The organism is Flavobacterium sp. CLA17, assembly GCF_013112255.2.
GTDB classification, from domain to species: Bacteria; Bacteroidota; Bacteroidia; order Flavobacteriales; family Flavobacteriaceae; genus Flavobacterium; species Flavobacterium circumlabens.
This window is the reverse complement of sequence record NZ_CP068294.1, coordinates 3,581,872-3,595,364: the sequence shown is the minus strand read 5'-3', so window position 1 is coordinate 3,595,364 and position 13,493 is coordinate 3,581,872. Positions and strand designations below refer to the sequence as shown.

11 protein-coding genes are annotated in these 13,493 nt (G+C 36.6%); 4 read left to right on the top strand and 7 right to left on the bottom strand.

What is annotated here, in order from left to right; genetic code table 11:
* Positions 1–8 precede the first annotated feature (8 nt).
* Positions 9–995 (top strand): FAD:protein FMN transferase, encoded by a 987-nt coding sequence (locus HAV12_RS14725; RefSeq protein ID WP_240345168.1) that lies wholly within the window; start codon positions 9–11, stop codon positions 993–995.
* 119 nt (positions 996–1,114) lie between these two features.
* Here the strand turns inward: HAV12_RS14725 and HAV12_RS14720 are convergent, their stop codons facing one another.
* From HAV12_RS14720 to HAV12_RS14705, 4 genes are all read right to left on the bottom strand, one after another.
* Positions 1,115–1,279: an RHS repeat-associated core domain-containing protein gene (locus HAV12_RS14720; protein WP_171570329.1), complete on the bottom strand. Its 165-nt coding sequence runs from the start codon at positions 1,277–1,279 to the stop codon at positions 1,115–1,117.
* A gap of 69 nt (positions 1,280–1,348) precedes the next feature.
* A complete protein-coding gene (locus HAV12_RS14715; RefSeq protein WP_171570328.1) occupies positions 1,349–1,792 on the bottom strand; it encodes a hypothetical protein in 444 nt (147 codons plus the stop codon).
* Between the two features lie 448 nt (positions 1,793–2,240).
* Entirely contained in the window at positions 2,241–2,726 is a 486-nt protein-coding gene (locus HAV12_RS14710) for a hypothetical protein (RefSeq protein ID WP_171570327.1), read from the bottom strand.
* A 411-nt stretch (positions 2,727–3,137) separates the two neighbouring features.
* Complete coding sequence (locus HAV12_RS14705) at positions 3,138–4,166, bottom strand: LacI family DNA-binding transcriptional regulator (protein WP_171570326.1); 1,029 nt, start codon at positions 4,164–4,166, stop codon at positions 3,138–3,140.
* Positions 4,167–4,526: 360 nt separating this feature from the next.
* Between HAV12_RS14705 and HAV12_RS14700 the strand changes: the two genes are divergently transcribed.
* The 3 genes from HAV12_RS14700 to HAV12_RS14690 all read left to right on the top strand — a co-directional run bounded on the left by HAV12_RS14700 (position 4,527) and on the right by HAV12_RS14690 (position 10,365).
* Positions 4,527–7,166, top strand: coding sequence for a TonB-dependent receptor (locus tag HAV12_RS14700; RefSeq protein ID WP_171570325.1), 2,640 nt, complete (start codon positions 4,527–4,529; stop codon positions 7,164–7,166).
* Positions 7,167–7,286: 120 nt separating this feature from the next.
* Positions 7,287–8,507 carry a sugar MFS transporter gene (locus HAV12_RS14695; RefSeq protein ID WP_171570324.1) on the top strand — a complete coding sequence of 407 codons (1,221 nt, stop codon included), beginning with the start codon at positions 7,287–7,289 and terminating at the stop codon, positions 8,505–8,507.
* Entirely contained in the window at positions 8,497–10,365 is a 1,869-nt protein-coding gene (locus HAV12_RS14690) for an alpha,alpha-trehalase (protein ID WP_171570323.1), read from the top strand. The genes HAV12_RS14695 and HAV12_RS14690 overlap by 11 nt, the downstream gene beginning before the upstream one ends.
* Positions 10,366–10,417: 52 nt before the next feature.
* On the opposite strand, the gene HAV12_RS14685 is transcribed toward HAV12_RS14690, so the two are convergent.
* The 3 genes from HAV12_RS14685 to HAV12_RS14675 form a co-directional block, all read right to left on the bottom strand.
* Positions 10,418–11,224 (bottom strand): AraC family transcriptional regulator, encoded by an 807-nt coding sequence (locus tag HAV12_RS14685; RefSeq protein ID WP_171570322.1) that lies wholly within the window; start codon positions 11,222–11,224, stop codon positions 10,418–10,420.
* Between the two features lie 102 nt (positions 11,225–11,326).
* Positions 11,327–12,346 carry an SDR family NAD(P)-dependent oxidoreductase gene (locus HAV12_RS14680; RefSeq protein WP_171570321.1) on the bottom strand — a complete coding sequence of 340 codons (1,020 nt, stop codon included), beginning with the start codon at positions 12,344–12,346 and terminating at the stop codon, positions 11,327–11,329.
* A 140-nt stretch (positions 12,347–12,486) separates the two neighbouring features.
* Positions 12,487–13,491 carry a hypothetical protein gene (locus HAV12_RS14675; protein WP_240345167.1) on the bottom strand — a complete coding sequence of 335 codons (1,005 nt, stop codon included), beginning with the start codon at positions 13,489–13,491 and terminating at the stop codon, positions 12,487–12,489.
* Positions 13,492–13,493: the final 2 nt, after the last annotated feature.

Below are 13,493 nucleotides of genomic sequence, written 5' to 3'. Positions count from 1 at the left end.
CTTAGGTTATGAGGAGAAAAGTAATAAATATAGTTGCAATTTGCCTGTTCCTGTGCAGTTTTGCCTGCACCGGACAAGTCATGCGAAAAAGAACCACATTGCTCATGGGAAGTCGTTTTGATATTACCATTGTGGCAGAAGATTCACTAACGGCTGAAACCCGGATAAAGGAAACCATTGCAGAAATTACACGCATCGAAAACCTTATTTCAGACTGGAAATCGGATTCTCAGGTTTCCGAAGTCAATCAAAATGCGGGTATTCGCGCGGTAAAGGTTGATAAGGAAGTGTTTGATCTTACGAAGAGAGCAATTACTATTTCTAAAATCACAAACGGTGCATTCGATATTAGCTTTGCCGCTCTGGAAAAAGTATGGAAATATGATGGCTCGATGACCGAAATGCCAACACCCGAACAAATCAAAAAATCAGTAGAAAAAGTAGGATATCAAAATATAGTATTGGACAGTATTCAATCGACCATATTCCTGAAATTACCCGGAATGAAAATTGGTTTTGGATCCATCGGAAAAGGCTACGCAGCCGATAAAGCCCGTGAAGTGATGGAAGCCAAAGGCGTAAAAGCAGGTATTGTAAATGCTTCCGGAGATCTCACCACCTGGGGAGCACAGCCCAACGGAAAGGAATGGACAATTGGCATTACTAATCCATTTGATACCGATAAATTCGTTAAAATATTTTCCCTGAAAAGAGAAGCCGTTACCACCTCCGGTAATTATGAAAAGTTTATAGAGTTAAACGGTAAAAGGTATTCCCACATTATAAACCCCATTACAGGTTATCCCGCAACCGGAATTGTAAGCGCTACAGTCTTCGGACCAAGTGCAGAAATGGCAAATGGTTTCAGTACTTCACTAATTGTGCTCGGAAAAGACGCCGGACTTCAGTTAATCAATAAATATCCTGCGTATAGTTGTCTAATGATTACGGATAAGGGTAAGGTTTTTAAATCAAAGAATTTTAGGAGGAATTGAGGTCAAGGGTTTTGTTTCCATTATTTGGAACATTTACTAATTATCGGAAGCAGTCTCTAAAAAGCATAAAAAAACCTCGCCTTAATGGCGAGGCTTTACTTTTTTATTCTATTTGTGGGTTAGAGTTGCGGGTGTAAAGTCAGGAGATTGTTTTGTACATAATTATATGGAGACAGCCAATTACGTTGTTCTGTCATAGGATCTAAATTCATCCATCGACCAATTGCAGGATCATAATTACGAGCTCCATAGTCATACATGTTAGGTCCCAGCTCGTTTTGCAATTCTTTTCCGTTATACTTATACTTGTATGAATGAAAGAAATCTTACATCGCTAATTATGAAGTATACCTTTAATCTGAAATGGTTTCACATTTTTTTATTACAATTGTATCTTTATCTATTACCAAACCAATATCACCATTAACCTTTTCTTCAATTTCTATATCTGATAACCGATTACCAAACTCTTTTTCGTATAAAGTTGTCATTAAAGACAAATTTATAACTTCTCCTTCTATACTAAATTGTTTGCCAGTACCGAAAGGGGCTAAGTGAAAGAAATCTCTATCATTAGCTTTTACGGAATACAAAATGACTTTTTTAAACTTACCTAAAGCTAGCAAGTTCTTTAAACTATCATTTGAATCTTCAATTTGAATCTTTACGATTGATGGAATTAAATTTCGACTTTGATTTATAAAATCAATCTTTTTTATACAATATTTATCGTAAGATTTATAATGCTTACATGAAAAGATAAAAATAATAAATATGAGTATTATGTTTTTTTTCATTTGACAAAATATTTTTTTATTTCTGAATAATTAACGTATTGCCCTGCTACTTGCTCTATTTCATCTTTATAAGTCTGTGAAGTGTTTTTCCAGGATTCATGCTGAAATTGCCTCATGTATGTATTATACTCAAAACGAGTGTTGTAAATTCGCAGCTCCCCTAAGTCTTGATCAACGCTGCGCAAATGTCTCTGACTTTGCGCCATTTAGAATTTATCATTTAAAAACGAAAACACCTTAAAGTCTCCGACTTTCATCCAAACATAAATTAAAAACAGATTGGAATTCTCATAGCCTAAATAATATTTTATAAGACATTGTTTAAGACTGATTCTAAAAAAGTCACAAGACTTTTGACTGGTTTACAAGTTATGAGAACAAAAAAATGGCGCAAAGTCAGAGTAGACATTTGCCAAATTTTTATAAGGAAGACTTCGGAGAGCGGGGGTTATTTTTTTATTGAATCATATTGCTGTTTAGTAATTTTTTTATTTTTAATCATCTTAATTAACCAATCGTCAGCCTGTTTCTTTGTAACACTATCCATTTTAAGTAGATTAATGCTTGAAAAATCACTATAATTAACCTCTATGTTTGACTTCCTACATAATGCTTCAAAATAGTCAAAGTAAGCTCTTCCATATTGGTATTTTTCAGCCATAATTTTCGCATAGAACATTACACTATCTGTACTTACAGGTTCAACTGTTTCCATTAAACTATAAAAAAGTTCATCATACGAATCTCGATCTCCCTTTTCACGAATTCTATAAACCAAAGTATCTTCGCTAATACTAAGTTGATTAATCGTAATGACTTCTTCTGGATTAACGTCAATCGTATCATTGGAGGTGTTATTATTGGGAGTAAGTTTATTCTCTTTACATGAAAACAAGGAAAAAAGAAGTAAAATATATGCGATTTTTGATTTCATAATTTTCATCATTAATTATTTTTTGAGCTATAGAATATTGATGTAAATTCTTAAAATATTAATTATATATAATTAGTGTTTTATAGTAAAAAAAATACCTTACAAAAGTTTTAGGTGACAGTTTCCCCAAGCTCCTCGAAGTATTCATCAACGCTGCAAATGTCTCTGACTTTGTGCAATTTACGATTGTGCCATTTAAAAACGAAACGTCATAAAGTCTCCGACTTCATCCAAATTTAAATTAAAACAGATTGCATTCCCATAGCCTAAATAATATTCTGTAAGACATTTGCAAGCTTTTCATAAGTAATACTTCGGAGAGCGGGATTTTTAAATCAAAAAACTTTCAGGGTAATGGAGTGGAAGCTTATTATCCAAAGAAAAGAAACAATTTAAAATTTTATTTCTTTTTTATTCTCTCTGTGTAGACTCTCTCTCAATAATATGAGTCGGTAATTCCACAATCTGATGTACGACCGGAATGTGTTCCTTTATCTGGGCGATTTCATCAATTAAAATGGAAGCAGCACGATAGCCGATGTCGTAGCCGGGCTGATCGATTGTGGTTAGTTTTGGTGAAATTACGGTGCTCATAAACCAATTGCTGAATCCAAATACGGCAACCTGTTCGGGAGTTTTTATTTTTTTGTCATTAAAATATTTAATAATTCCGATGGCTACCAGATCCGTAACGGCAAAAACAGCATCCACATCTTTATGATCGGCCATTAATTTTTCGGCATTTTCGTAACCATCTTCAAAGTCCGTATTGTGGTCACAAACATAGACCAGAGAAGGATCGTACTTTATATTATGGTCTTCAAGTGCTTTTTTATAGCCTAAAAAACGGTCAATAGAATTTTGGGGAACATAAGACCCGCGAAAATGTGCAATTTTTTTGAATCCTTTTTCTATTAAATACGTTACGGCATCATAGGCAGCTTTCATGTCATTGATAACGACTTTGGAACAATCGACACGTTTGGCAATTTTATCAAATAAAACCACCGGCGTATTTTTTCGGATGGCTTCGTTGATATGAAAAAAATCATCAGTTTCATTAGAGAGCGACATCAAAATACCATCTACTCTTTTTTGCAATAACAGAGCAACCTGTTTTTTCTCCAGCTCATATTTTTCATTGGACTGAAGGATAATAACCAGGTAACCTCTTTTCTCGGCCTCTTCTAAAATTCCGTTCAGGACGCTGGAAAAAAAGTGATGTACCGTTGCAGGAATGATGACGCCAATCGTTTTGGTTTCATTGGTCCTGAGGTTGACCGCAACAGAGTTAGGCATATAATTCATCTTATCGGCCATTTCAATCACTTTCGCACGGGTAGTTTTACTAATGTCAGTATACCCTTTTAAAGCTTTTGAAACCGTAGTGACAGAAATTCCCAATGCCGAGGCGATATCAATTAATTTTGTATCATTCATGAAATAAATATACTAAAAATTACGAGAGTTCGATGTGAAAATTATTAAGGGGCAATATTAGGAAAGATTTTTTCAACATTTTAAAGAGAACGTAAATTCCTGAAGAGATAAGACAGAAAGAATTTGATATAAATAATTCAGCCATCAAATATCTAAAAATAACACGTTTTACTTATGGCTGATAGCTGTTGGCATTGCGTACTTCGCGGTTAAATTAGACCAGTTTCCATAAAAAAATAATTTTCGAAAACGTTTTAGGTGTTTTCGAAAACGTTTTCGATTATAATTTCGTAGTCAGGTTTTAATTAGTTACTAAGTTTACACTAACAAGTATGAATTTTACTAACCAAACCAAAAAAAATGAAACTTATTAACTCGTATGCAGGCGGACTATTTTTATTGTTGTGCCTAATTTCTGTACCAAACCACTTGTTTGCACAGGAGAAAAATACTGTTTCAGGAAAAGTGTTCGACGAAAGCGGACAGACTGTGCCCGGAGCAAACGTATCCTTAACAGGAGCAGATCAGACTGTGACTACTGATGTAAACGGAAGCTATTTATTTACGAATGTGGCTGCCGGAACTTATACGATTTCAGCAACCAATGTGGGCTATAAAAGCTTCACGAAAAAAGTTACTGTAAAAGAAGGAGAAGCGGTAGTTGAAAATCTGTTTTTAGAAACAGAATCGCAAAACTTAAAAGAAGTGGTCGTGACAGGATCATCGAGTCCGAGATCGAAACTCGAATCAAGCGTGGCCATTACTTCGATGGGGGCGAAAGCCATTGAAAACAGGGCTCCGGCAAGTACCGCAGCTTTGCTTCAGACCATTCCCGGTTTTGTAGTAGAAGCCTCAGGAGGGGAAATCGGAAACAACCTTTTTGCGAGAGGAATTCCATCAGCAGGAGCTTATGAATATGTACAAATCCAGGAAGACGGATTACCGGTTTTTGAAGACGGTGCTTTGCAATTTGCCAATGCGGATACGTTTTACAGACTGGACGAAACGGTGAGTAAAATGGAAGCGGTACGTGGAGGATCTGCCTCAATTTTTGCCAACAATGCACCGGGCGGAATCATCAATTTTATTTCTAAAACAGGACAAAATGATTTTCAGGGAAGAGCGAAATTTTCCACTTCAGATTACGGAATGTTCAGAACCGATCTTAATTTATCAGGCGCTTTAATTCAGGATAAATTATTTTTTAATATCGGAGGATTTTACAGAGCCGATAATGGTGTGCGAAATACCGGATTTACAGCCAATAAAGGAGGTCAGATCAAAGGAAACTTAACCTATAAATTTGATGATGGAGATTATTTAAGAGTCAATTTCAAACATCTTGACGACAGAAATACTTTTTACCTGCCGATTCCATTAAAAAGCAATAACGGAAAAATTGAAGGCATAGATGGTTTTAATCCAAATTATGGAACATTAACCTCTGTAAATTTCAGTCATCTGAACGTGCCTCAATACGGTGGCGGAACTTTTAGTGCCGATTTAGAAGATGGTTCGCATCCGGTAATCAACTCCGTTGGAGCGGAATTCAAAAAGAAAATTTCAGAGAAAGTGACTTTCAAAAATGCCTTCAAACAAACGGCTATCGATTTGAATTACAATGCCATTTTCCCTAACGGAGGTCCTTGGACACAAGATGCTTATGCAACAGGAGTTCAGAATACAACCGCAGCTAATCTTGATTTTACTTATGTAGATAATGGTGCTGCCGTTGATCCCAATGCATTAATTATGAGAGCTGATCATTGGTACATTCATAAAAAAATGAACAATTTTGCGAACAATTTCTCTTTTGCTTTTGATTTGGATCCTGTAAAACTGACAGCCGGATACTATTATTCCAACTGGAAATCAAATCAATACTGGAACTGGAATTCCTATCTGGTAAGTGTTTCAGATAATCCAAGGTTATTAAATGTAGAAGACAATACAACAGGAGTAAATCATACCTGGAACGGAATAGAAAGAATCACCTGGCTGGAAAGAGATGCACAAACCAAAGGCGTTTTGAATGATATTTATGCGGATGCAGAAATCAAAGCGACAGAAAACCTGACTTTTAATGCAGGTGTACGATACAATAAAGACAAGTATTCGGGCTACAGGGATAATGCCAGATTTTTTGCCGAAAATTTAGGGGTTCTGGACAACAATACTGCCGATGATGCGGTTACAACGGTAAAAGGAAATCCTTATACCTACTGGAGATATGATGTAAGCGAATTGTCTTATACAGGCGCTGCAAATTATAAGTTCAATGATAATATGGCTTCTTACGTTCGTTACAGTCATGGTTTCAGGTCTCCGATTGAAGAATCTTTTTATGACAATGCAGCTGATTTAAGCAAGCTTGAAAATACAAAAGTGAATCAGTTAGAATTAGGGTATAAATATTCCGGTTCGTTTTTCTCTGTTAATGCGAATGTATTTCACATGAATCTGAAAAATGTTGCCTTTACGGATATTTTATCAGACGGAACTTCTGAAAACAAATTTGCCGATGTAAACAATATTGGTCTTGAAGTGGAGACGAATGCAAGATATGAAATCGTAAACCTGAATTTTACTTTCACTGTTCAAAAACCGGAATATGATAATTTTACCGGTACTAACGCAGACGGTTCTACTTTTGATTTCAATGGAAATACAGCCCGAAGAATCCCGAAATTTTTCTGTAACCTGAGACCAGAAGTAGACATCACAAAAGACTTTACAGCCTATGTACAATTCTCTTATTATGATAAAAAGTTTACCAATCAGGATAACAAACAGGTTTTACCGGCTTACAAAGAAGTGGGAGCAGGTTTAAATTATACCTACAACAACCTTCGTTTTGCGGTAGACGCATCGAATTTATTCAATGAGATTGGTCTAACAGAAGGCGACCCAAGACAAACAACATCAGCAGCAAGTGATGTGTTTATGGCAAGACCTATTTTAGGACGTGCTTTTAGATTTTCGGTAGCCGTTAATTTTTAATTTGAAGTTAGTTAATTGATAGTTCACCAAATGCTGTTGCAAAAACAGCATTTGGTATTTTTGTAACTTTACGTAATCCTTCTTTTATAAAGCTTTTTATAAAAATAACCACATCCCTTAATGAAAAACATAGGAATCAAAATAGCGCTTTATCTCAATTATTTTGTCTTTGCTATTTTATTGAATAGTGTAGGCATTGTAATTTTGAAATCACAGAAAAATTACGGAGTAGATGAAGTGCAGGCCAGTATTCTGGAAGCCTTTAAGGATATGCCTATCGCGATTGTCTCTTTTTTTATTGCTTCTTTTCTGCCTCGGATTGGTTACAAAAAAGCCATGCTGACAGGCTTGGCGCTGGTCACTTTGGCCTGCATTGCCATGTATTTCGGAAACTCATTTGACAGTGCCAAACTGTTATTTGCAACTGTAGGAGTATCTTTTGCTTTGATAAAAGTTTCGGTGTATTCCTTAATTGGTACAGTCACCGAAAACCAAAAGGAACACAATGCCCTGATGAGCAGTATTGAAGGCGTTTTTATGATTGGAATTGCATTGGCTTACTTTCTGTTTCCGGCTTTTAATGAGGAAAGCAATCCGGATTCCTGGTTAAATGTCTATTGGTTTTTGGCGGGATTATCGCTATTGTCCTTCTTATTTCTGTTTTTTACAAAATTTGAAGAAATTACAGCAACTGCCGGAGCAAATTTCAAGGATGATTTTCTGCAGATGTTTAAATTGATCGCTAAAATGCTTACGGTTATTTTTGTAATCAGCGTTTTTTTATTCGTAATGATCGAGCAGGGGATTCTTTCGTGGCTGCCCACGTTCAATACAAAAGTATTGCACTTACCCGAAAATATCAGCATTATGATGGCGAGTATTTTGGCTATTTCACTGGCAGTTGGGCGACTTGTGGCGGGAATAATAACCAAAAAAGTCAACTGGATCTGGGTGCTTAGCGTTTGTGTGATCTCTGCTATGGGAATCGTGTATTTTGTACTTCCGAATGTGGTTGGACTTGAAGTGAAAAATATTAATTCTCTTTCAGATATACCCCTTATTGGATTTGCATTTCCGTTAATCGGATTGTTTATAGCGCCCATTTATCCTTTACTGAATTCAATAGTACTAAGTTCATTGCCAAAAAACCTTCAAAGCTCCATGACAGGATTAATCGTTATTTTTTCTGCTCTTGGAGGAACATTGGGTTCAAGGATCACAGGCTGGCTGTTTAAAAATGAAGGCCCGGAAAAAGCATTTTATTTCACCTTAATTCCGATGGCTTTATTACTGATTTCCTTTTTTATTCTTAAAAAAATCACCGCAAAAAATGAAATTTAAATTACATATCAATCAGACCCTTAGTCAATTATTGGCTCAGGAAGACACTGATGGAGACAAAAAGATAACCATTGATGACAAAGGGCCCAAAAGCTTTTTGCTGGAAGATGATAAAGGAAATTCTATCGCTATTGAAGGAACGTACCAGCTTTCTAATTTATTACAGGAATTGGCCTTGTCTAAAAAAAATAACGTGGAGTTTACTGAAATTAATTTAGAAGATATAACAGAAGATCCGGTAAAAAGAATTTCAAGAAAAATAAAAGATTTATACTGGAAAGGACTTACCAGAACGATTGATGCTGCCGGAGTAAAAAAGATTTTAGAGGATGACAAAATAGAAAATGCAATTTCATATCTGTATGTTCCGGCCGGAGATTCTTTTGCTTTTGAGTATTTTAAAAATTTAGAAGCCGCAAATCCTAGTTTAAAAGTGGTGCAGTTGCCTGCAGCTATTGCACCGGAATATGTTTTATCATTGAATAAAAAACCCGGAATTCTGGCGTTGGCGCTTCAAACCAAAAACAATAAAACCGACGGAATTCCTTTTGTAGTTCCCGGTGGAAGATTTAATGAAATGTACGGCTGGGACAGTTATTTCATAACCATGGGACTCTTAATCGATGATAAAATTGATCTGGCACTTGGCATGGCGGAAAACTTTAAATATCAGATTGACCATTATGGCAAAATCCTAAACGCCAATCGAAGTTATTACCTGACACGTACGCAGCCTCCGTTGTATACCTCCTTGATTGTAGATATTATCGAAAGGTCAAATCCTGAAAAAGCATGGATTGAAAGACATTTGAAAACGGCTATTAAAGAATACAAAACGGTTTGGATGGAGCAGGGAAAAAGACGCACTCCGAATGGTTTAAATCGTTACAGAGCAGAAGGAATCGGACTTCCGTTTGAGGTAGAAGAAGGCCATTTTGATGATATACTTGAAAAATATGCGCCAAAATACGGACTGTCAACCCGGGAATTTGAGAAAAAATACCTCGAAAGAGAAATTTTAGATGCTGATCTGGATCATTATTTTATGCATGACAGAAGTATGCGCGAAAGCGGCCACGATACAACAAACCGATTGGTGGGTATTTGTGCGGATTTAAATACAGTTGCAATAAACAGTCTGCTTTATAAATACGAAACCGATATTGCCTTCCTCATTGAAACTATTTTTAATGATGAGTTTCAATACAATGAAAACACTACTTATTCGAGTGAGGACTGGAATAAAAAAGCAGCGGAAAGAAAGCAAAAAATCAATGAATTGTGCTGGAATGAAACCAACGGCCTGTATCTCGATTATAATTTCGAGCTGAACGAACAGCATTATTTTGAGGCAGCCACAACATTTTATCCTTTGTGGGCAAAAATCTGTACAGACGAACAAGCCGCTATTTTAGTTAAAAAAACGCTGCCAAAATTTAAAATGAAAGGCGGAATTGCCGGAAGCACTCCATCGTCTATTGCGGCCGTAAGTGAACATGCGCCCATAAGACAATGGGATTATCCGTTTGGCTGGGCTCCGCATCAGATACTATTATGGAAAGGATTATTGAATTATGATTTTCAGGAGGAAGCACAGGAAATGATTTATCGCTGGTTATGGCTCATTACCCGAAATGCGGTTGATTATAACGGAACGATTCCTGAAAAATTTGATTTGTCTATCAGTTCCCATAAAATTTTTGCAGAGTACGGAAATGTCGGAACCGAATTTGACTACATAACAGAAGAAGGATTTGGCTGGATGAATGCTTCCTACCAATTTGGATTAACACTGCTAAACTCCGGTTTAAAAGAAAAATTATCCAATTTGACTGATCCGGATACTTTATTCGGATAAAAAAAAAATCCTGACTGTTTTTTTAGAACTTTCAGGATTTTTTTTGCTTTGATTAACCGGATAATTGACCTGGCGAAACTCCGTATTTCTTTTTAAAAACAAAAGAAAAATGAGAGAGGTCCTCAAAACCAACTTCAAGGTAAATTTCGGTTGGCTTTTTCTTCTTCTGCGTCAGATAATAATAGGCGAGTTCCAGTCTTTTTTCGGTTAACCATTTTTGAGGAGTGGTTCTAAAGTGTTTTTTAAAATCACGATTAAAAGTTGATAAACTGCGGCCAGTAAGATATCCCAGTTTTTCCATTGACATATTAAACATAAAATTACGTTCCATAAAACGAATCAGGTCAATTTTGCCCGGGTCATCGAAATTGGCCAGTACGGAATCAACACTTTTATCAATCTCTCTCAGAATGCTTATCGCTTCTGTAATTTTAAGGGAAGCCAGGTTTTCCGGAAAATCTCCTTTCATATCAAAATAAGGAACCACAGAAGCCAGGCAGCTTTCCAATAAGGGATGATTATTAAAACTGTATATTTTGCTTTCCAATGGGACGTGCTTCTGAATATCAATTTTCTCATAAAACTTCTTTAATCGCTCAACCGATAAATGCATCACTACTGTTTTATGCGGAAGACCATTTTTAGGATAATTGATAATCGTTGCCAACTGATTTCTTGGAATCAAAAAGATGTCTCCCGTTTTAAAAACGGAGGTTGTAGTGGCTTGTATGATTTTCGTTTCACCCGAAATAAACCAGATTAGCATATGATCTTCAAACATCAGATCTGATTTAAAAAGCTTGTCATCATAGCTGGAGAGCTTAATGTCCCTGGTTAAATATTTTGAGATATGTTCCATCGTATTGATTTTTGGAAATCATTTTTACTGATCTAAGTTATTACAAAATAAGGTATTGTTGTTATGTACAGCGAAAGAAAATTGGCCTTCTATTCTATACTATTAAACAGTTTTAAATTTAATTCCTGTCATTTGCTCGCTTAAATCCCATAACCTTTTTGCATTTGTTTCGTCAAGGGAGTAGGGCTGTACTCCTCGTATTGTTGAAGGTTCATCAAAACGGTGTTCAATATTTCCTAAATCTAATTCGGCAATATCAGCATCTTCACAATATACCCCGCCAATATCGTCAAGTAAAGGACTTGTAGCGCACCAAATTGTAGTTGCAGCACCTTGAGAAACCGTTTTCAGGTTGGCGGCTACTTCGGGCTTAATAGTGCCTGAGGTATCATGAGTGCCCAATTGTTTGAATAACTCTATGGGTTCTTCTCTTCCTAAATCTGTTCCCAAAACGCTCCCCGGATGCAGAGAATAGGCGCGGATTTTAAAATCCTTAGCACGATTGTCCAGTTCAAGTGCAAATAAATTACAAGCTGTTTTAGATTGCCCGTAGCCTTGTAGCGTTTCATAATCCCGATAGAGAAAATTAGGGTCTTCAAAATGAAATGGTGCCATTTGGTGCCCGTAAGAAGATACATTTAAAACCCTTGCTCCGTTCGCTTTTTTCAAACTGGGCCACAATCGCGCCGTAAGTTGAAATTGTCCAAGGTAGTTAGTGGCTAATTGTGATTCATGGCCAAGGCTGTTTCTGCGAAGCGGCACCCACATGATACCGGCATTATTAATGAGCAAATGAAGCGGTCGTTGTGAAGCCAGGAATTTTTCAGAAAAAGCATCAATGGATTCAGTATCCATTAAATCCATACTTTCAAGTTCGACGCTGGCAATGCCCTGCAGATTTTTGCCAGCTTTATTAAGATCTCTTGCCGGCACAATAACAGTGGCGCCTGCTGCTGCAAGAATTTTGGTTGTTTCCAGACCTATTCCGGTATGTCCGCCTGTTACAATGGCGATCTTGCCCGTAAGATCAATTCCTTTAATTGCTTCACTTGTAGTTGATTTTGCATTAAATCCTGAACCAATAGGATGCTGTAGTACTCCCTGATAATTATTCTGTTCCATTTTTTTATGATTAATGTTATGGGACAAAATTAGGGAGACATTAAGACAGCGACTTTGTTTAAAACGTCAAATTTGTTTGTTGAAAATGTCTTTAAAGTAAAAAGCTGCTTCCCTGGTTATTTGGGAAGCAGCTTTTATTTTTATTTTTGTTCGCTAATTGCAGCTTTCTTTAGCCTGAGTACTCTAATTTTTTTATTGGTATTATCCGATAAGAAGATGCGGTCTTCTACTTGTGCAATACCCAGGATCGTTCCAAAAGGATTTTCTCCCATAATGTCCGTCGTATTGATTCTCGCAGAGTAGGTTTTGTTCAAAAACTCCTCTTTTGGATAGAATCGCAGAAAATTGACAGCACCCACATTTTCAGAAGTAATGGCCCAATCGCTACTAATCGAAACCGCAAGAGGTTTAGCATCTGAAAACGGCTTGGTTACGGGAACGATCGGAGTTGTAAGTGACGCGGCAGCATTGGCACGAATCGCAGCAATATCATAATATAAATACGCTTTGGCATTTCTTCCCGCAACAACAAGATTTCCGCCTTCTATTTGCAGGGAATAAAATTCATCATATCCATTTAAGGTATTTAGCTTGGCAATCGGCGCTAAGTCCCATTTGCTGGTTTCTGTAATTTGTGAGGCTTCAAAAACTTTAATGGTAGTATTTTTTTCCTTCACAAAAACCAGCCCGTCTTTTACCACGACACCAAAAACGTGTACAAAAGTATTCCACCATTGTCCGTTACCTACCGTATTGATTCCTAAAGTATTAGTTTCATCCAATACAAAAAGACGCGAATCAACACTTCCGAGATAGATCCTTTTATTATCTACGCAAACAGAAGAAAGATTTGTAAAAGGTATGTTTGTGGTTCCTTTCGAAAAAGCAGTTACAGATTTCAGGTACTTTAAGGTCTTTGCATCAAAAATTTCCAGAACATTACCATTGCAGACATATAATTTATCATTGGCAATGGCTATTCCTCTCGGAGCAAGCGTGCCTGTTCCGTCTCCAATTTGTGCAGCTGTTACAGATGCTTCATCTGTTGGGTAATAATAATATTTATCGTCTGTAGAAGCGTTTACATCATCGCTGTCGTTGCAGCCTGTTAGTATTAGAAGTAACAGTAAAACTAATTTAGGCATCT